The 19,305-nt window shown below is 61.3% G+C and carries 17 protein-coding genes; 6 read left to right on the top strand and 11 right to left on the bottom strand.

What is annotated here, in order from left to right; translation table 11 throughout:
* Positions 1-113: 113 nt before the first annotated feature.
* From pgi to dksA, 10 genes are all read right to left on the bottom strand, one after another.
* Positions 114-1,778, bottom strand: coding sequence for a glucose-6-phosphate isomerase (pgi, locus tag ATY02_RS31250; RefSeq protein ID WP_068575519.1), 1,665 nt, complete (start codon positions 1,776-1,778; stop codon positions 114-116).
* 389 nt (positions 1,779-2,167) lie between these two features.
* Positions 2,168-3,028 (bottom strand): pantoate--beta-alanine ligase, encoded by an 861-nt coding sequence (gene panC / locus ATY02_RS31245; RefSeq protein WP_068575518.1) that lies wholly within the window; start codon positions 3,026-3,028, stop codon positions 2,168-2,170.
* The gene (gene panB, locus ATY02_RS31240) at positions 3,025-3,825 is read right to left on the bottom strand and encodes a 3-methyl-2-oxobutanoate hydroxymethyltransferase (RefSeq protein ID WP_068575517.1); all 801 of its coding nucleotides are present in this window, start codon (positions 3,823-3,825) and stop codon (positions 3,025-3,027) included. The genes panC and panB overlap by 4 nt, the downstream gene beginning before the upstream one ends.
* A gap of 392 nt (positions 3,826-4,217) precedes the next feature.
* Positions 4,218-4,697, bottom strand: coding sequence for a 2-amino-4-hydroxy-6-hydroxymethyldihydropteridine diphosphokinase (gene folK / locus ATY02_RS31235; protein WP_068575516.1), 480 nt, complete (start codon positions 4,695-4,697; stop codon positions 4,218-4,220).
* Positions 4,698-4,699: 2 nt separating this feature from the next.
* Positions 4,700-6,088 carry a polynucleotide adenylyltransferase PcnB gene (locus ATY02_RS31230; protein WP_068575515.1) on the bottom strand — a complete coding sequence of 463 codons (1,389 nt, stop codon included), beginning with the start codon at positions 6,086-6,088 and terminating at the stop codon, positions 4,700-4,702.
* Positions 6,089-6,812: 724 nt separating this feature from the next.
* Complete coding sequence (locus ATY02_RS31225; RefSeq protein ID WP_068575514.1) at positions 6,813-8,234, bottom strand: sigma-54-dependent transcriptional regulator; 1,422 nt, start codon at positions 8,232-8,234, stop codon at positions 6,813-6,815.
* A gap of 22 nt (positions 8,235-8,256) precedes the next feature.
* Positions 8,257-11,211 carry a sensor histidine kinase gene (locus tag ATY02_RS31220; RefSeq protein ID WP_164823729.1) on the bottom strand — a complete coding sequence of 985 codons (2,955 nt, stop codon included), beginning with the start codon at positions 11,209-11,211 and terminating at the stop codon, positions 8,257-8,259.
* Entirely contained in the window at positions 11,195-11,371 is a 177-nt protein-coding gene (locus ATY02_RS31215) for a hypothetical protein (protein ID WP_003176118.1), read from the bottom strand. The genes ATY02_RS31220 and ATY02_RS31215 overlap by 17 nt, the downstream gene beginning before the upstream one ends.
* 77 nt (positions 11,372-11,448) lie before the next feature.
* Positions 11,449-12,336, bottom strand: coding sequence for a tRNA glutamyl-Q(34) synthetase GluQRS (gene gluQRS, locus ATY02_RS31210; RefSeq protein ID WP_164487311.1), 888 nt, complete (start codon positions 12,334-12,336; stop codon positions 11,449-11,451).
* Positions 12,337-12,491: 155 nt separating this feature from the next.
* Positions 12,492-12,932, bottom strand: coding sequence for an RNA polymerase-binding protein DksA (gene dksA, locus ATY02_RS31205; protein ID WP_011063504.1), 441 nt, complete (start codon positions 12,930-12,932; stop codon positions 12,492-12,494).
* A 337-nt stretch (positions 12,933-13,269) separates the two neighbouring features.
* On the opposite strand from dksA, the gene ATY02_RS31200 reads away from it, so the two are divergent.
* Both ATY02_RS31200 and sfsA read left to right on the top strand, forming a co-directional pair.
* Positions 13,270-14,442, top strand: a complete 1,173-nt coding sequence (locus ATY02_RS31200) for a pyridoxal phosphate-dependent aminotransferase (protein WP_068575511.1) — start codon at positions 13,270-13,272, stop codon at positions 14,440-14,442.
* On the top strand, positions 14,442-15,149 hold the full coding sequence (gene sfsA, locus ATY02_RS31195) for a DNA/RNA nuclease SfsA (RefSeq protein WP_068575510.1): 708 nt from the start codon (positions 14,442-14,444) through the stop codon (positions 15,147-15,149). The genes ATY02_RS31200 and sfsA overlap by 1 nt, the downstream gene beginning before the upstream one ends.
* On the opposite strand, the gene ATY02_RS31190 is transcribed toward sfsA, so the two are convergent.
* A complete protein-coding gene (locus ATY02_RS31190) occupies positions 15,146-15,463 on the bottom strand; it encodes a Rieske (2Fe-2S) protein (protein WP_068575509.1) in 318 nt (105 codons plus the stop codon). The genes sfsA and ATY02_RS31190 overlap by 4 nt on opposite strands.
* Positions 15,464-15,680: 217 nt before the next feature.
* Here ATY02_RS31190 and ATY02_RS31185 point away from each other — a divergent pair, with 217 nt between their 5' ends.
* The 4 genes from ATY02_RS31185 to ATY02_RS31170 are packed head-to-tail and all read left to right on the top strand — an operon-like array spanning position 15,681 to position 19,238.
* On the top strand, positions 15,681-16,556 hold the full coding sequence (locus ATY02_RS31185) for a heme/hemin ABC transporter substrate-binding protein (RefSeq protein WP_068575508.1): 876 nt from the start codon (positions 15,681-15,683) through the stop codon (positions 16,554-16,556).
* The gene (locus tag ATY02_RS31180) at positions 16,553-17,590 is read left to right on the top strand and encodes a FecCD family ABC transporter permease (RefSeq protein ID WP_068575507.1); all 1,038 of its coding nucleotides are present in this window, start codon (positions 16,553-16,555) and stop codon (positions 17,588-17,590) included. The genes ATY02_RS31185 and ATY02_RS31180 overlap by 4 nt, the downstream gene beginning before the upstream one ends.
* Positions 17,590-18,357: a heme ABC transporter ATP-binding protein gene (locus ATY02_RS31175; RefSeq protein WP_068575506.1), complete on the top strand. Its 768-nt coding sequence runs from the start codon at positions 17,590-17,592 to the stop codon at positions 18,355-18,357. Before ATY02_RS31180 ends, ATY02_RS31175 begins: the two co-directional genes overlap by 1 nt.
* Positions 18,358-18,377: 20 nt before the next feature.
* Positions 18,378-19,238 (top strand): ChaN family lipoprotein, encoded by an 861-nt coding sequence (locus ATY02_RS31170; protein ID WP_068575505.1) that lies wholly within the window; start codon positions 18,378-18,380, stop codon positions 19,236-19,238.
* Positions 19,239-19,305: the final 67 nt, after the last annotated feature.

Below are 19,305 nucleotides of genomic sequence, written 5' to 3'. Positions count from 1 at the left end.
GCTCCTTGTGCTTGTTTGGCGACAAGGTCCAAGGGTGCGCGCATGTGGGGGCAAGGTTCAAGGGCCAGGGCCCGAATGGGAGCCGGCAAGCCGGCCCCCATGGATGCAGACGATCAGCCGCGGTGGCGACCACGGAAGTAGTTGATCAGGCCTTGGGTCGAGGCATCCTCGGCCAGGGTTTCGTCGCTGCCCACCAGGCGGCTGTAGACGCCCTTGCCCAGTTCCTTGCCCAGCTCCACGCCCCATTGGTCGAAGGCGTTGATGCCCCAGATCACGCTCTGCACGAATACCTTGTGTTCGTACAACGCTACCAGTGCGCCAAGGCGCCGTGGGCTGATGCGCTCCACTACCAGGGTGTTGCTCGGGCGATTGCCTGGGATCACTTTGTGCGGTGCCAGCCGTTGCACTTCGGCCTCGCTCAGGCCTTTGTCCCGCAGCTCGCTCTCGGCTTCGGCGCGGGTCTTGCCCAGCATCAGGGCCTGGCTCTGGGACAGGCAGTTGGCGTACAGCCATTGATGATGGTCGGCCACCGGGTTGAAGCTGACGATCGGCACGATGAAGTCGGCAGGGATCAACTGGGTACCCTGGTGCAGCAGCTGGTGGTAGGCATGTTGCCCGTTGCAGCCGACGCCACCCCAGATTACCGGGCCGGTATCGGTATTCACCGGGCTTCCGTCCTGGCGCACGCTCTTGCCGTTGGACTCCATGTCCAGTTGTTGAAGGTGCTTGGTGATGTTGCGCAGGTAGTGGTCGTACGGCAGGATCGCGTGGCTTTGCGCGCCCCAGAAGTTGCCGTACCACACACCCAGCAGGGCCAGCAGCACCGGCATGTTCTGTTCGAACGGGGCGTTCTGGAAGTGCTGGTCCATGGTGTAGGCACCGGACAGCAGTTCCTTGAAGTTGGACATGCCGATGGCCAGGGCGATCGGCAGGCCGATGGCCGACCACAGCGAATAGCGCCCACCAACCCAGTCCCACATCGGGAAGATGTTCTCTTCACGGATACCGAAGGCTACCGCGGCCGCATTGTTGCTCGACACTGCGATGAAGTGGCGGTGCAACTCCGCCTCGGAGCCCCCCTGGGCCAGGTACCAGGCCCGTGCAGCCTGGGCGTTCTTCAGGGTTTCGAGGGTGTTGAACGATTTGGAGGAAACGATGAACAGCGTGGTTTCAGCACGAATCTTCGCTGAAAGCTCGTGGAACTCACTGCCATCGATATTGGCCAGGTAGTGGCAGCGCACGCCCTTGTGGGTATACGACAGCAGGGCTTCGGAGACCAGTTCCGGGCCGAGGAAGGAGCCGCCGATGCCGATGTTCACCACATCGGTGATGGGCTTCTCGGTATAGCCGCGCCACAGGCCGTCGTGGATACGGCCCACCAGTTCGGTGATCTGGTTCAGCACCTTGTGTACTTCCGGCATCACGTTGACGCCGTTCACCGACAGCTTGTCGCCAACTGGGCGGCGCAGGGCTGTATGCAGTGCCGGGCGAGCTTCGGAAGCATTGACCAGCTCGCCAGTCATCATGGACTTGATCGCATCGGCCAGGCCGACTTCTTGCGCCAGGCTAACCAGCAGGTCGCGGGTCTGGCTGTTGATCAGGTTCTTGGAGTAGTCGAGAAACAGGCCGCAGCTGCTCAGAGTGAATTGGCTGAAGCGCGGCGGGTCGGCATTGAACGCCTCGCGCATGCTGAAGTCCTGCATGGCTTGGCGGTGGTCTTTCAACGCCTGCCAGGCGGGCAGAGCGGTAACGTCGTGAGGAGTGCGGTAGTACGCCATCGCTGCGGTTTTCCTTTTGCTTGAACTGCCTTTTGGACACTGAAAAGCCCCAGAAGTCCGATATGGCCCAAGGACTTTCATTTGCTCCGTCCGGTGCTGATTCGATTAATCATCCGGGAGGGCAACAGTAACTCCGGCGTGCTGTTCTGTCTTGGTTTTGTCCGACTTGCGGTCGGCACAATTTTCGTACAGGCCGGGTCGAGCAGGCAGCATGCAGGCTTTGAGTGTTAAGAAACGGGATTGGGGCTGGTCGATCTGGATCTGGGCTATACGGTTGGCATGACCTGGATACTGGCTGGGCCAGATTCTCGATCGGGGCCTGTAGAATTGTCTACAGGCCCCGGCCGGCGGCAGTTTGCCCGAAGCTTGGGGTTCGGGCAATCGGCCGCTCAGGCTGGCGCGTCGAGGTTCAGGTGCAGGTTGTCGATCAGTCGGGTCGAGCCCAGGTAGGCCGCGACCAGGATCACCAGGTCACGGTCTTCGAATGTGGCGGGGCGCAGGTTCTGGGCCTGGCGGATCTCCAGGTAGTCCTGGCGCAGTCCTGCCGCCTCCAGTTGGCGTTGCTGTTCGGCCAGCAGCTTGGGGTAGTCGCGCTCACCCTCCCTGATCGCCTGGGCAATCTGGCTCAGGCTGCGATACAGCACCGGAGCGATAGCCCGATGTTCTTCGCTCAGGTAGCCGTTGCGCGAGGACAGTGCCAGGCCGTCGGCGGCACGTACCGTCGGCTCACCGATGATCTGGATCGGCATGTTCAGGTCATGCACCAGGGCGCGAATGACCGCCAGTTGCTGGTAGTCCTTCTGGCCGAACACGGCAAGGTCGGGCTGCACCATGTTGAACAGCTTGCTGACCACTGTGGCCACGCCTTCGAAATGTCCTGGGCGACTGGCACCGCACAGGCCGTCCGAGAGCTGGGGAACGCTGACCCGGGTCTGCCCGGCCATGCCGTCGGGGTACATTTCCTCGACGCTTGGGGCGAACAGCAGGTGGCAGCCGGCCTGGAGCAGTTTCTCCTGGTCGGCAGCCAGGGTGCGCGGGTACTTGTCCAGGTCTTCGCCGGCGCCGAACTGCAACGGGTTGACGAAGATACTGGCGACCACGAAATCGACACGCTGGGCCGCCTTGGCCACCAGGGCGGCATGGCCGCTATGCAGGTTGCCCATGGTCGGCACGAAGCCGATGCGCTTGCCTTCGCTACGCGCGCGCGCGACGGCTGCGCGTAGTTCACGGACTGTCTTGACAGTGTTCATGCGGAGAATCCGTGTTCGGCGCCAGGGAAGGTGACGGCTTTGACTTCTTGCACATAGGTGCTCAGCGCAGCCTGGATACTGTCCTTGCCTGCCATGAAGTTCTTGACGAATTTGGGCGAGCGGCCGGTGAGGGACAGGCCCAGCATATCGTGGAGTACCAGCACCTGGCCGTCGGTGGCGCTACCGGCACCGATACCGATGACCGGGATCTTCACGGCCTGGGTGATTTCCGCTGCCAGCTCGCTGGGTACGCACTCCAGCAGCAGCATCGCCGCGCCGGCTTGTTCCAGGGCGATGGCATCGGCGCGCATTTGTCGGGCCTGGTTCTCGTTGCGTCCCTGGACTTTGTAACCACCTAGTACGTTCACTGTTTGTGGGGTCAACCCCATGTGAACGCAAACCGGAACACCGCGTTCGTTCAGCAGGCGGACCGAGTCGGCCAGCCAGGCTGCACCTTCGATCTTGACCATGTGCGCACCGGCCTGCATCAGCTGGGCCGAGCTGTGCAGTGCCTGCTCGGTGGTGGCGTAGGACATGAAAGGCAGGTCGGCGAGGATCAGTGCCCCGCTGTTGCCGCGCTTCACCGCTGCGACGTGATAGGCCATGTCGGCATTGGTGACCGGTAGCGTGCTGTCGTGCCCCTGCAGGACCATACCCAGGGAGTCGCCGACCAGCAGGACTTCGACGCCGGCTTCGCAGCAGGTATGGGCGAAGGTCGCGTCGTAGCAGGTCAACATGGTGATCTTTTCACCTTTCTGCTTGAGGCTTTGCAGGGTGGTCAACGTGATATCTGGCATGAAAAGGGGTCCTCATTCAGGCGCTTTGGAAACTACTGCGAGTAACGCGCGTGATTCTTCGTTGTTCAGGCGCACGGTCTTTTGTCGTGCTTATACAGCCTGGTTCCAAGCGATGTGAAAGCGGTCCCGGGATTCACCTGTGGAGCATGAGCACAGCATGCTGTGCGTGGAAGAGGGCGGCTGGCAGCGGTTGATCCGCCGTTGCATAACTGCCTCTGCCTGGCGTTTCCTGAGGGTGCCGCGAACAAGCCTCACTTGAATTGCGCCCTTTAGCGCCTTGATGGCGGCAACGGGACGCCTATAGTCGTGAGGAGAACCCTGGAAGTCAATTAGATGTGTTACCGCATTGTTACGCCGCTGGTGTTACCCGCGTTACTGATGCGTTTCAGCGATCAGGCCAGGCGCTCCAGGCCGACAAATGGGCAGGCCGCGAGCAGTTCCTGCAAGGTTCGGCCATCGGCCAATTGCAGGTCGGCAGGAGCCAACTCGGCCAAGGGATAAAGGACAAAGGGGCGTGCCTGCATATGGTAGTGGGGGACTTTCAGGCGCGGCTCATCGATCAGTCGATCACCGAACAGCAGGATGTCCAGGTCCAGGGTCCGGGGGCCCCAGCGCTCATTGCGCTCGCGACCTTGCTGGTTTTCGATGGCTTGCAAGGCATCGAGCAGGGCCAGAGGGGGCAGAGTGCTGTCCAGCGCTGCCACGGCATTGGTGTAGCGAGGTTGCCCAGGCAACAGGGAGTCGCTCTGGTAGAACGCCGATACACCGTATAGCCGGCTTTGCGGTAACTGCGCCAGCGCTTCGACGGCGCTGCGCAGTTGTTCTTCAGGGGCAGCCAGATTGCTGCCCATGCCGATGTAGATCCGCTCCATCACTAGGCGTCCGAAGAACCAGTGCGCTTGCGCTTGGCGCCGCCACTGCGCCGACGCTTGCGTGGGGCGCCGGCTGTATCGTCCTTGCCGCTCAAGTCGCGGATCATGTCACGGCGTTCGGAGTCGTTGGCGTCCTGGTAGTCGGTCCACCATTCGCCCAGGCCTTCTGTCTGTTCGCCTGCGCTTTCTCGCAGCAGCAGGAAGTCGTAGCCGGCGCGAAAGCGTGGGTTATCCAGTAACTGGTCGGCCCGCTTGCCGCTGCGCCGTGGCAGGCGTTCCTGCATGTCCCAGATTTCGCGGATCGGCATGGTGAAGCGCTTGGGAATGGCTATGCGCTGGCACTGTTCGGCGATCAGTTCGTGGGCGGCTTCCTGCATGGCCGGGATTGGCGGCATGCCGCGCTCTTGCAGGTGCAGCACTCGAGCGGGCAGGGCGGGCCAGAGCAAGGCGGCGAACAGGAAGGCAGGGGTCACCGGCTTGTTCTGCTTGATCCGCAGGTCGGTGTTGATCAGGGCTTCGCTGATCAGCGTATGGGTATAGGTCGGGTTGTATTCCAGGGCCTCGGCGCTAGCCGGGAACAAAGGATCGAACAGCTGCAGGTCCACCAGCATTTCGAAGGTGTCGGCAGCGTGGCCGGAAAGGAACAGCTTGAGCACTTCTTCGAACAGGCGTGCCGAAGGAATTTCCCGCAGCATGGGGGCCAGTTCGCGGATCGGCGCGGCAGTGTGTTTCTCGATGCCGAAGTTCAGCTTTGCCGCGAAGCGCACGGCACGCAACATGCGTACCGGGTCTTCCTGGTAGCGCTTGCGTGGGTCGCCGATCAGGCGCACGAGGTTGTTGCGGATGTCATGGACGCCATTGGCGTAATCGAGGATCCGCTCGCTGACCGGATCGTAGTACAGGGCATTGATGGTGAAGTCGCGGCGTTGCGCGTCTTCTTCCAGGGTGCCATAGACATTGTCCCGCAGGATCCGCCCGCTTTCGTTACGCGAGGACTGGTTGTTGTCCTCTTCGTCTTCGTTTTGCGGATGGTTTGCGCGAAAGGTCGCGACCTCGATGATCTCGCGTCCGAAGTGGATATGCACCAGCTTGAAGCGACGACCGATGATCCGCGCATTGCGAAACTCGGCCCTGACCTGCTCCGGTGTGGCACTGGTGGCGACGTCGAAGTCCTTGGGAGTGATATTGAGCAGCATGTCGCGCACGCAGCCACCTACCAGGTAGGCCTGGTAACCGGCGTTCTGCAGGCGCTCGACGATACTCACCGCATACCGGCTGAATTGAGCACGTTGTAGCGAGTGCTGGCTGCTATTGAGCACTTCAGGGGTGCTGCGTTTGTGTTGCGTACGACGTACGGGAGAACGGAATGACTGGAACAGCTTCTTCAGCATGGGATGCACTGTTTGAAGGAATGTTCGGCCAAAAACGAAGAATGACCGCATGATGGGCGGTGATTCTAGCATTTAGTCGAAGGATGGTGTAGGAAGCTGCCGCGACTTGTGCACAAGACTATTGGTTTGTGCCGCCAGGAGAGCCAGAGCAAATTCCAGAAACCACAAGGGGAGCCGAAGCTCCCCCAGAATAGTTGCGTGCTCTGTTTTTATTATTCGATTTCGGGCTTCTTGTTTTTGTTTAACGCCCTCGTCACCTGGTTTGTCCAGAGTGACCCTCCCAATCGGGAGCCAAGAGCAAACGGATTGCTTTGATCGCTGAGTTGCAATGATCTTTCGATCCAACCAGTTCAGGCTCTGCTTTAGGGCAGTTTTTGTTGTTCTCAGCCTGGTTGTGGGGCACGCCCCAAATACAACGCCTCTTCAAAAGAATCAGTTAGCTGCGCCTCCGCCGTGTTGTTTTTGTTATGCGTGAGTCGATTCGTCTTATTTTTATTGTCTTGTGCAGTGCTTGTTATTGTTCTTGTACCAAACATATAGCAGGTGCCGTGCCAACTTTTGCAAACCCCAATAAAACAAGGGGTTAAACGGGTCGGGCAGGTTTTTTCAAGACAAAAAAAACCGGGGCTTCGTTACCTTTAGCCCCGGCTTTTGTTACGTCCCCTTACAGGGGTAACAGTTTTTTTCACAAACCCGGCGTTACCTCATCCAGGTTGTGCAGGTATCAGCTTTCGCTGGTCGCGCCACTCTTGCGACGTGGAATGCCCAGGCGCTGACGTCGCTCCCACAGGCATTTGCGGCTGACGCCCAGCTTGCGGGCCAATTCGGTCTCGGTCATGTGGTCCTGGTGTTCCAGGACAAAATGCTGGAAGTAATCTTCCAGTGACAGATCTTCGGTCGGCTCGTGGCTGGTAGCCCCTGGCTGGGGTGCCAGGCTGACGAAGTCGTCGTCCTCCAGATCACTCAATTCGATATCGATACCCAGTAGGTCCGCGGAAATCTCTGGGCTTTCGCACAGGATCACTGCGCGCTCCACCGCGTTTTCCAGTTCACGCACGTTACCCGGCCATGAGTAATGTCGAATCGCCTGTTCGGCATCGGCGGAGAATTTCAGGTCCGTGCGGCCGATACGTGCGCTCTGGCGGGCCAGGAAAGCGTTGGCGATTTCATTCACATCCGCGCCGCGCTCGCGCAAGGCCGGTAACTTCAAGGCAATTACGTGCAGGCGATAGTACAAGTCCTCGCGGAACTGGCCGATCTTCGACAGGCTCTTCAGATCCCTGTGGGTCGCGGCGATGAGGCGTACGTCGACTTTCTGCGACTGTACCGAGCCGACGCGGCGAATTTCACCTTCCTGCAGTACGCGCAGCAGGCGCGCCTGGGCTTCTAGAGGCAGTTCGCCAATTTCGTCGAGGAACAAGGTGCCGCCATCGGCTGCTTCCACCAGGCCGGCCCGACCAGCGCTGGCGCCGGTGAATGCGCCTTTCTCGTGGCCGAACAGCTCGGATTCGATCAGGGTCTCCGGAATGGCGGCACAGTTCACCGAGATCATGGGGGCCTTGGCCCGCTTGGACAGGTTGTGCAGTGCCCGCGCTACCAGCTCCTTGCCGGTCCCGGACTCGCCCTGGATCAAGACGTTGGAGTCGGTGGGCGCGACCTTGCGGATCTTGCCGTACAGATCCTGCATCGGTGCGCAGGAGCCGATGATGCCGATCTCGCCGTTCGCGTTCCCGGCCTTTTCGGTCCCAGTGCCGGTCTTGCCTGCCGGGCGTTCGGCCGTCATCTGCTCGACGTTTTGCCGATCCCGCAGGATCCGCGCCACGGCCTGGAGCATTTCATCGTGGTCGAAAGGCTTGGCGATATAGTCCACCGCGCCCATTTTCATCGAGTCCACGGCCGAGCGCAGGCTGGCGTAGCTGGTCATGATCAGTACTGGTTTGCCCTGGCCGAGCTTGATCAGCTCGGTACCCGGGGCACCAGGCAAGCGCAGGTCACTGACGATCAGATCGAACGTGGGGATACTGAAGCGTTCCTGTGCTTCCTGCACTGAGCCGGCTTCGCTGACCTGATACTGGTTGCGTTCCAACAGGCGTCGCAGGGCGGAGCGGATGATGGTTTCGTCTTCGACGATCAGAATATGCGGCATTGATTCAATTCTCTCGACGGTCTCAGTTCACAGCGGACGTCGCTTCGACATGGCGCGGTAAGGTCACTCGGATACGGGTGCCGCGCTGGCTCTGTGGATCGGCCGGGCTGTCGATGGTGATTTGTCCATAATGCTCTTCAACGATGGAATAGACCAGTGCAAGGCCCAGTCCGGTGCCTTCCCCTGGGTCCTTGGTGGTGAAAAACGGTTCGAACAATCGGTCCATGATGTTCTTCGGAATGCCACTGCCTTCGTCCTCCACGATCAGGTCTACCGTGTGCTCGAAAGCCTCGCTCTTGACGCGTACGGCGCTACCGGGAGGAGAGGCGTCACGGGCGTTCGACAGCAGGTTGATCAGGACCTGGGCCAGGCGCTGGGGGTCGCCATCGACCCAGTGGTCGGGATCGCATAAATTGAAGAACTGCACCTCGAAATTGCGTCGGTTCAATGCCAGCAGGCCAATGGCGTCCTGGGCCACTTCCGCCAGGCACACCGCTTCGTCGTTGTGCTGGTGGCTACCGGCGTGGGCAAAGCTCATCAAGGATTGGACGATGCGCGAGATGCGCTTGGTCTGTTCGAGGATCTGCCCACTGATTTCCGTCAGCTCGCCGTCTTCTTCACGCTCTTCACGCAGGTTCTGCGCCAGGCAGGCGATGCCGGTGACCGGGTTGCCGATCTCATGGGCCACCCCGGCGGCCAGGCGCCCGATGCTGGCCAGTCGTTCTGAATGCACCAGCTTGTCTTCCAGGGTCTGGGTCTCGGTCAGGTCTTCCACCAGCAGCACCAGCCCACTATTGCCTGGAGCCAAGGGCTCGTCGATCGCGGCCTTGTGCAGGTTCAACCAACGCGTCTGGCCGTCCAGGGCCAGGTGCTGCTTGTGCAAGTGCTCGTCCGGCAGGTCGATGAAGCCTTGCAACAGGTCTTTCCAGGGGTTGGCGATGGTGCCCAGGCGCGATCCCACCACGTGCTGGGCAGGGATCCCGGTGAGTTCCTCCATGGCCTTGTTCCACATCAGGATTTCCTGGTCCTTGGCCAGGGAGCAAACACCCATCGGCAGTTCTTGCAAGGTTTGCCGGTGATAGCGCCGCAGGGCGTCGAGCTCGGCAGCCAGACCGGTCAGGCGCGAGTGGTAGTCCTCGAGCCGGCTTTCAATGAAGTGAATGTCCTCGGTCACGTAATTCTCGCCGCCAGCCTTGTAGGGCAGGAAAGTTTCCACCATGTCCTGTGCAACGCTGGGGCCCATCAGGCCTGAGAGGTTGGCTTCGATCCGGTCGCGCAGGCGCCGCAGGGCATAGGGTCGGCGCTCATCGAAAGGCAGGTAGAGATCGCGCAAGGCTTGTTCCACTTCCTTCTGTGCAGCCTTGGCACCCAGGGGCTTGGCCAGCTGGGTGGCGAACTCCTGGGGCGATGCCGCGTGCAGTTCCCGACGCTGAGGGCGGCGTACGTTATCCACTGCGCAGGCTTCCGCGGCGCTGGCCTCCTCGGAACTGGCATTGGTGAACAACGAGACCAGGGTGAACATCAGGACGTTGGCTGCCAACGAGGCAATGGCTGCCATGTGCCAACTGGTGTCGTCGAGGACGTAGATCATGTTCAGCAGCGGGATGTAGAACCCTTGCAGGTTGCCGATCAGCGGCAGCAGCATGGTCACCATCCACACCAGGATCCCGGCCAGCAAACCGGCGATGAAGCCCCGGCGATTGGCGGTCGGCCAGTACAGGACCGAGAGCACTCCAGGCAGGAATTGCAGGGTCGCGACGAACGCCACGATCCCCAGGTTGGCCAGGTCCTGCTCGGCCCCCAGCAGCAGGTAGAAGGCATAGCCGGCCATGATGATGGCGACGATCAGGGCCCGGCGGGTCCACTTCAGCCAGCGGTAGATATTGCCTTCCGCTGGTGGTTGGTAAAGCGGCAGTACCAGGTGGTTCAGGGCCATCCCCGAGAGGGCCAGCGTGGTGACGATGATCAGGCCACTGGCCGCCGAGAGCCCACCGATATAGGCCATCAGTGCCAGGGCCGGGCTATTGGCGGCAATGCCGATACCCAGGGTGAAGTATTCCGGGTTGGTGGTGGCGCCAAGCTTGAGTCCGGCCCAGAGGATCAGCGGTACTGCCAGGCTCATCAGCAACAGGAACAGCGGCAGGCCCCAACTGGCGCTGACCAGGGCGCGGGGGTTGAGGTTTTCGGTGAAGGTCATGTGGTACATGTGCGGCATGACGATCGCCGAGGCGAAGAACACCAGCAGCAGTGTGCGCCATGGGCCTTCTTGCAGGGGGGTATGCAACGCCGCGAGGGCGGTCTGGTTTTGCAGCAGCCATAGCTCCAGCTGTTGCGGCCCGTCGAACACCCCGTACAACGCGTACAGGCCGACACTGCCGATGGCGATCAGCTTGATCACCGACTCGAAGGCGATGGCGAACACCAGGCCTTCGTGTTTTTCCCGGGTGGCGATGTGCCGTGAGCCGAAGAAGATAGTGAACAGTGTGATGAGTGCGCAGAAGCTCAGGGCCACCCGATGTTGCACCGGCTCATGGGTCAGGATGCCGATGGAGTCGGCCACCGCCTGGATCTGCAGGGCCAGTAGCGGCAATACCCCCACCAGCATGAAGATAGTGGTCAGTGCGCCGGCCCAGGTGCTGCGGAAACGGAAGGCGAACAGGTCGGCCAGGGATGACAGTTGGTAGGTGCGGGTGATCTTGAGGATCGGATACAACAGTACGGGCGCCAGCAGGAAGGCCCCCGATACTCCCAGGTAGCTGGAAAGGAAGCCGTAGCCGTACTGGTAGGCCAGGCCCACGGTGCCGTAGAAGGCCCAGGCGCTGGCATAGACTCCCAGCGACAGGGTGTAGGTCAGCGGGTGGCGAATGATCGAGCGCGGGATCATGCCGCGCTCGCTGATCCAGGCCACCCCGAACAGCACCAGTAGATAGGCGGCGCTGGCCAGGATCATCTGGGTCAGGCTAAAGCTCATCGGCATCTTTTTGACTCTGCAGGATGAAGGTCACGACGATCAGAATCAGCCAGAGCAGATACGGGCGATACCAGGCGCCAGTAGCATCGATCCACCAATCCATGATGGCGGGGGAGAACAGATAGATCCCCACTACCAGGAGCAGGACCAAGCGATAGATGTACATCTCGGCCTCTCTTTATTGTGTGCGTGCCCGAAAACGTGCGGCGATGGTAACGGATGGGCGCCAACCTGCAAGTGGCGTCAGTTCAATTGCGCTTCCGGTACGTTCAGTGTGCGCGGAATCAGCGACGCGTCCCAGTGATGGATTCCCCACCTCATGATTTCCGCCACGCTGGCATCGGCCAGGTCGGCTGGTGGTTTCTGGCCCAGGGCCCTTAGGGCGCGCAGTAACAGCGGCGGGGCCTGGTCTTCCGTCAGTGGCGGCGAACGATAGGATTTGCCGAGCTTGTGGCCATCCGGCTGGGTGATCAGCGGCACATGCAGGTAGCGTGGCTGGGGCAGGCCCAGCAGTTCCTGCAGATAGAGCTGGCGCGGGGTGGAGTCCAGCAGGTCGGCGCCGCGCACGATATCGGTGATCCCCTGCCAGGCATCGTCGAGCACCACGGCCAGTTGGTAGGCATAGAGCCCGTCGCGACGGCGAATCACGAAGTCTCCCACCTCCCGCCCCAGGTGCTGGCGGAACTGGCCCTGGACCCGGTCGATGAAGTGATACTCGAGCTCAGGTACCCGCAAGCGTATTGCCGCGTCATCCTGGGCATGTCCGAGGTTGCGGCACAGCCCTGGGTAGATGCCCTGGTAGGGCTCCAGTTGCTTGCGCGAACAGGTGCAAGCGTAGGCCAGCCCCTGGTTGAACAGGCGATCCAGGACCTGGGCATAGGCATCGTGGCGTTCGCTCTGGCGGATCATTTCGCCATCCCATTCGAAGCCATAGCTTTCCAGGGCCTTGAGGATCGCCGACTGGGCCCCGGGTTCTTCGCGGGGTGGGTCCAGGTCTTCCATGCGCAGCAGCCAGCGGCCACCGACGGCGCGGGCATCCAGGTAGGAGGCCAGGGCGGCGACCAATGAGCCGAAGTGCAGGTAGCCACTGGGAGTGGGGGCGAAGCGCCCGATATAGGAAGAGGCAGTCATGGCGCGGATGTTACTTGCTCTGGTCCCCTGGTGGCGATGGCGTTGGTAGCTACTGCCATTGGCGAGCAGGATCGTTCATGCGGGGGAGGCGAAAAGGAGGAGGCAGAAACAAAAACGGAGCGTTTTTACGCTCCGTTTCTGGTCCAGGCCGGCGCTTACTTGCCGACCTGTTTTTCCTTGATTTCTGCCAAGGTCTTGCAGTCTACGCACATGTCGGCGGTAGGGCGGGCTTCGAGGCGCCGGATACCGATCTCGACACCGCAGGACTCGCACCAGCCGTACTCTTCGTCTTCGATCAGTTGCAGGGTCTTGTCGATTTTCTTGATCAGCTTGCGCTCACGGTCACGGGCGCGCAGTTCGAGGCTGAATTCTTCTTCCTGGCTGGCACGGTCGGCCGGATCGGGGAAGTTGGCAGCCTCGTCCTTCATGTGATCAACAGTGCGGTCGACTTCCTGCATCAAGTCCTGCTTCCACTTGTTCAGGATCTTGGTGAAGTGCTCGCGCATGGGCTTGCCCATGTACTCTTCGCCCGCAGTCTCAACATAAGGTTCAAAACCGCTGATCGATTGAATCTGTTGCTTTGCTTGGGTGGGCATGAATGGACCGCCTCTACTCTTGTAATCCATTGCGCAGGATTGCTCCATCTCCGACAGTTGCCGGCCCTGCGACTGCAAGCGGGCGAACTTACCAGATCAAACCTGAGCGCGCTACTCCCGGTTGTCGAGCCTTTGTCCTGCCTGGCCTATGGGCGGAGAAAAGTCTGACATGGCTTTATGACCGCTTCATTCAATCATTGATTTTAGCCAACGCTGCGGGTTCCGTTTAATTCGATTGGACCTGGGCCAAAGAGCACCGGAGTACTCCCGGGTTCTCCCTAATCCTGCGAGCATGGGTAGAATCGAATTTTTGCTCCCCTTGGATGAAGGAAGGCTAATGGCTCTGCCCTACAGTGCGCGCAGTCGCGCTATCGAACCTTTCCATGTCATGGCTTTGCTGGCCCGGGCCAACGAGCTGCAGGCCGCTGGGCATGATGTGATTCACCTGGAGATCGGCGAACCGGACTTCACCACCGCCGAACCCATCATCAAGGCTGGCCAGGCCGCGTTGAGCGCCGGCAAGACTCGCTATACAGCGGCCCGTGGCATCCCCGAGCTGCGCAAGGCGATCTCTGGCTTCTACCAGCAGCGCTACGGCCTGGATATCGATCCCGAGCGGATCATGATCACCCCTGGCGGTTCCGGTGCCCTGTTGCTGGCCAGCAGCTTGCTGGTGGACCCCGGCAAGCACTGGTTGCTGGCCGACCCGGGCTATCCTTGCAACCGGCATTTCCTGCGCTTGGTGGAAGGGGCGGCGCAACTGGTTCCGGTCGGTCCGGATGTGCGCTACCAACTGACCCCGGACCTGGTAGAGCGCTACTGGGACCAGGACAGCGTCGGTGCCCTGGTGGCCTCTCCGGCAAACCCCACCGGCACGCTCCTCAGTCGTGACGAACTGGCTGGCTTGTCTTCGGCGGTCAAGGCGCACAACGGCCACCTGGTGGTGGACGAGATCTACCATGGCCTGACCTACGGCACCGATGCGGCCAGCGTCCTGGAAGTGGATGACAGTGCCTTCGTCCTGAATAGTTTTTCCAAGTATTTCGGCATGACCGGCTGGCGCCTGGGTTGGCTGGTGGCGCCCGAAGCCGCGATCGGCGAACTGGAGAAGCTCGCGCAAAACCTCTACATCAGCGCCCCGAGCATAGCCCAGCATGCCGCCCTGGCCTGTTTCGAACCCGCGACCATCGACATCCTGGAAGAACGGCGCGCCGAGTTCGGACGCCGTCGTGACTTCCTGCTGCCGGCCCTGCGCGAGTTGGGCTTCGGTATCGCCGTGGAGCCTGAAGGGGCCTTCTACCTGTATGCCGATATCAGCGCCTTTGGTGGCGATGCCTTTGCCTTCTGCCGGCATTTCCTGGAAACCGAGCACCTGGCTTTCACGCCAGGTCTGGATTTCGGTCGCCACCAGGCGGGACACCATGTGCGGTTCGCTTATACCCAGAGCCTGGAGCGCTTGCAGGAAGCGGTGGAGCGAGTTGCCCGCGGCCTGCAGAGCTGGCAAGGCTGATGCGTTTCGATCCTCCCCTGGAAGAGGGGCGCCTGTTACGTCGCTACAAGCGTTTTCTGGCCGATATCGAAACCCTCCATGGTGAGCAACTGACCATCCACTGCCCCAATACCGGCTCCATGTTCAACTGCATGGTGGAGGGGGGGCAGGTGTGGTTCAGTCGCTCGAACGATCCCAAGCGCAAGTTGCCAGGGACCTGGGAAATCAGCGAAACCCCGCAGGGCCGGCTGGCTTGCGTGAATACCGGGCGGGCCAACCGCTTGGTGGAAGAAGCATTGCATGCCGGGGTGATCAGCGAATTGCGTGGTTTTACCGAGCTCAAGCGCGAGGTGGCGTATGGGCAGGAAAACAGCCGTGTGGATTTTCGTCTCGACTTTCCAGAGGGTCCGGCATTCGTTGAGGTCAAGAGTGTCACCCTGGGCTTCGATGGTTCGACGGTCGCTGCATTTCCCGATGCGGTGACCCAGCGTGGGGCCAAGCACATGCGCGAGTTGGCGAGCCTGGCCCGCGAGGGGATCAGGGCAGTGCAGCTGTATTGCGTCAATCTATCGGGCATCGATGCGGTACGCCCGGCGGAGGAAATCGACCCGGGTTACACTGCGGCGCTGCGCGAGGCGGTGGCGGCTGGCGTCGAGGTACTGGCCTATGGCGTGCGCCTGACGGCCCAAGAGGTATGTATCGACCGACGTCTTGAGGTACGGCTCTAGAGCTCGACCCAGATCCCCTGGCTGTCCTCGTGGCAGTCGATGCTTTGCAGTGACTGGCCGGCGCAAGGGCCGGCCACGCATTCGCCGCTTTCGATCAGGAACAGTGCGCCATGGGTGGCGCACTGGATCAGGCTGGCACTGGGGTCGAGGAACTGATCGGGTTGCCACTCCAGCGCGACGCCCCGGTGCGGGCAACGGTTGCTGTAGACATAAGCCCGCTGCTCACGGCGCACGGCGAAGAGCTTTACGCCATCGAGCAGAAAACCCCGGCTGCCGGCTTCGGGCAGGTCGCTGCCAGCGCAAAGAAATTTCATGACTATCCTTTTGGTCCGTAAGCCTTGGTTGAGCCTGCCACGGATTTCTCCTGGCCGCAGGGTGAAACATGTCGATGCTTGACGGTCAAATGCAAACAATTATCAAATGGCCGCTTCGCTCGTTGAGGAGCGCTCGATCATTTCGATGCCTGGCCAGCCTGGCATGTCACATGGACAGCAGCTTCGAGGGCCTCACTTCTATAAAGGAAATGTTCATATGCGCCTGACCGCCAGCGCGTTTGCGTTCTGTGCCGGATTGCTGGTGAGCCACTGGGCCACTGCCGAGGAGTTGCCACAGCGTTGGGTCAGTGCCGGCGGAGCCTTGTCCGAGTGGGTGAGTGCCCTGGGGGCGGAGTCGAATCTGGTGGGGGTCGACACCACCAGTCAACACCCGGCGTCGCTCAAGGCGTTGCCCAGCATTGGCTATCAGCGCCAGTTGTCATCTGAAGGTGTACTGAGCCTGCGTCCACAATTGTTGATTGGAACCGAGGAGATGGGGCCGCCGCCGGTGATCTCGCAGATTCGCAGTGCCGGGGTGAAGGTCGAATTGTTTTCTGCCGAGGCTGACCTGGCCACTTTGCAGCAAACCTTGCAGCATCTGGGGCAACTCCTGGGACGCGAGGAGCAGGCCGGGCAGCTGTTCCAAGGCTATCGGCAGCAACTGGAGCAGCAACAAGCCTGGATCGCCAAGGCACAAGAACATCAGTCGGCGCCGGGAGTGCTACTGGTCCTGGGGCATGCCGGGGGCAAGCCACTGATCGCCGGCAAGGACACCGCCGCTGACTGGCTACTGCAACGGGCCGGTGGGCGTAACCTGGCGACTCATACCGGGTACAAGCCGTTCTCGGTGGAGTCTTTGGCAGGTCTTAGTCCTGATGTCCTGGTGTTCTCCGACCGCAGCTTGACTGGGGATGCGGCCCGCGCCGCCTTGTTCAAGGAAAATCCGGCATTGGCGGCGACCCGGGCGGTCAAGAACGGGCGGGTGGTCGAGCTGGATCCGACCTTGTTGGTCGGGGGCCTAGGGCCGCGCCTGCCTGAAAGCCTGAAACAACTGTCGACGGTCTTTTATCCACAGGCCAAGCCAGGCCAATGAGTCGTCTGGTCAAACCCCGTACGCTGTTTCTGGGGCTCGGAGCCTTATGTCTCTTGGCGACCTGGCTGTCCCTGGCTCTGGGGCCGGTCAGCTTGCCATTGCTGGATACCTTGCGCGCCGCCTTGCGGATGCTGGGCATGCCGATTGATGGACAAGGGTTGGAGCAGGCCGAATTGATCCTCGGTCAGATTCGCCTGCCCCGAACCCTGCTCGGCCTGGCCGTGGGTGGTGTGTTGGCCCTGTCTGGAGTGGCCATGCAGGGGCTCTTTCGCAACCCGCTCGCCGACCCCGGTTTGGTGGGGGTATCCAGTGGTGCTGCGCTGGGAGCGGCGATCGCCATCGTAGGGGGGGCGATGTTCGGTGGCTTGCCGGAAGCCATCGGTCCTTATCTGCTTTCGCTTTGCGCATTTCTGGGCGGGCTGGGTGTGACGGCGCTGGTCTATCGACTGGGACGACGCAATGGCCAGACCCATGTGGCAACAATGCTGTTGGCGGGTATTGCCCTGACGGCACTGGCCGGTTCTGCCGTGGGCCTGTTCACCTACCTGGCCGACGATGCCACCTTGCGTACCCTGACCTTCTGGAATCTGGGGAGCCTGAACGGTGCCAGCTATCAGCGCCTGTGGCCTCTGCTGCTGGTGACGCTCGCGGTGGCGCTGTGGCTGCCACGTCGGGCCAAGGCCCTGAATGCGTTGTTATTGGGCGAGTCGGAGGCCAAGCATTTGGGCGTCGATGTCGAGAGGCTCAAGCGCGAACTGGTGTTCTGCACTGCCCTTGGCGTCGGGGCGGCGGTCGCCGCCGCTGGGATGATCGGTTTCGTCGGTCTGGTGGTGCCTCATCTGGTCCGCCTTTTGGCTGGGCCTGATCATCGCACTATGCTGCCAGCATCGATCCTGGCCGGGGCCAGCCTGCTGCTGTTGGCCGACCTGGTGGCGCGTCTGGCGCTGGCGCCGGCCGAATTGCCCATCGGCATCGTCACGGCCTTTCTCGGGGCTCCTTTCTTTTTGTACCTGCTATTGCGAGGGCGTGCCTGATGTTGCAAGCAGAGGACCTGCACATCCGACGTGGGGCAAAGCAGGTGCTGGCAGGGATCGACCTGCAACTCAAGCCCGGTGAAGTGCTGGGGGTACTGGGCCCCAATGGCGCGGGTAAGAGCAGCCTGCTGGGAGCCTTGAGCGGCGAATTGTCCGCACATCAGGGGCGGGTGCTGCTGGATCAGCGGGAGCTGGCGCAGTGGGAAGGGATGCAACGGGCCCAGCGCCTGGCCGTGCTGCCCCAGGCGTCGAGCCTGGATTTTGCCTTTCGGGTCGAGGAAGTGGTGGGGCTGGGGCGCTTACCCCACCAGACCGGTCGTAGCCGTGACGCGCAGATAGTCAGTGCCGCCCTTGCGGCGGCCGATGTCGGGCACCTTCGGGATCGCAGCTATCTGGCCCTGTCGGGAGGCGAGCGCCAGCGGGTGCACCTGGCCAGGGTCCTGGCTCAACTATGGCCGGGGCAAGAGGGGCAGAGCCTGTTGCTCGACGAGCCCACTTCGGCCCTCGACCCGTTGCACCAGCATGTCACTTTGCAAGCCATCCGGGCTTTTGCCGAGCAGGGCGTGGCGGTGTTGGTGATCCTCCATGACCTTAACCTGGCGGCGCGCTACTGTGATCGGGTGCTACTGCTTGAGGGGGGCCGCGCTCATTCTCTGGGGACACCGGCGTGCGTGCTGCGGGCCGAACCCTTGAAGGCAGTGTTCGGCCTTGAGGTGTTGGTGCAGGAGCATCCTGAGCGCGGGCATCCGCTGATCATTGCTCGTTGACTCGAAAGTTGGAGGGCGTGATGCGTTCCTTGTGGTGTGTGCTGGTGGTATTGCTGGCGGGGTGCCAGAGCGCACCTTCGATCTTGCCGCCGGTGGTGGTACGGCCGGGGGATATTGTCGACTTGCATAGTGGCCAGGTACTCAGTCCTGATGAGCTGGTGGCGCATTTGGTGCCAGCACCACGAGTGATCGTTGGTGAGCGCCATGACAATCCTGACCACCATGCCTTGCAGCTATGGCTCTTGCGTTCGATGGCTGCCAAGCGTTCTCAAGGCAGCCTGTTGTTGGAGATGCTCAATCCGGATCAGCAGGCCAGGGTCGATGGCGTCAAGCGTTCGGCTGGTACGGGACGCCTGCCTGATGACTTGCCAGGATTGTTGGCTTGGCAATCGGGATGGGATTGGAGCCTCTATGGGCCTTTGGTCGGTTATGCGCTCAAACAACCCTATCCGCTGCTGGCAGCCAACCTGGACCGCCAGGAGGTGCGTGGAATCTATGCCAAGGTCCCTTCCGTGCCGGGAGTGAGTGCCAATGCCCGAGCGGTGGTTGATGCCTTGTCCCGGCAGATCCGCGAGTCTCATTGTGGCCTGCTGCCTGATAGTCAGGTGCCAGCCATGCTGGCGGTACAGCAGCAACGGGATCGGCGCATGGCCGAGCGGTTGTTGGCGGCTCCGGCTCCAGCGGTTCTTCTTGCTGGTGCCTTTCATGCTCGCAAGGATCTTGGCGTGCCATTGCATATGGCTGACTTGGCCCCCGGGCGCGAGGCCGTGGTGTTATTGCTAGCCGAACAGGGAAGCCAGGTAGGAGCATCGAGCGCCGATTTTGTCTGGTATACGCCAGCGCAACCTGAGCAGGACTATTGCGCCCGGCTGAAACAGTGATCATGTTTTTGCAGGCAAAAAAAGACCCGGCAAGAGCCGGGTCAAATAACCGTGATTAGCCTGATGA

The organism is Pseudomonas sp. BIOMIG1BAC (assembly GCF_001705995.2).
In the GTDB taxonomy this organism is placed as follows: Bacteria; Pseudomonadota; Gammaproteobacteria; order Pseudomonadales; family Pseudomonadaceae; genus Aquipseudomonas; species Aquipseudomonas sessilinigenes.
The sequence above is the reverse complement of the archived record's forward strand: the minus strand, read 5'-3'. Positions and strand labels throughout refer to the sequence as shown.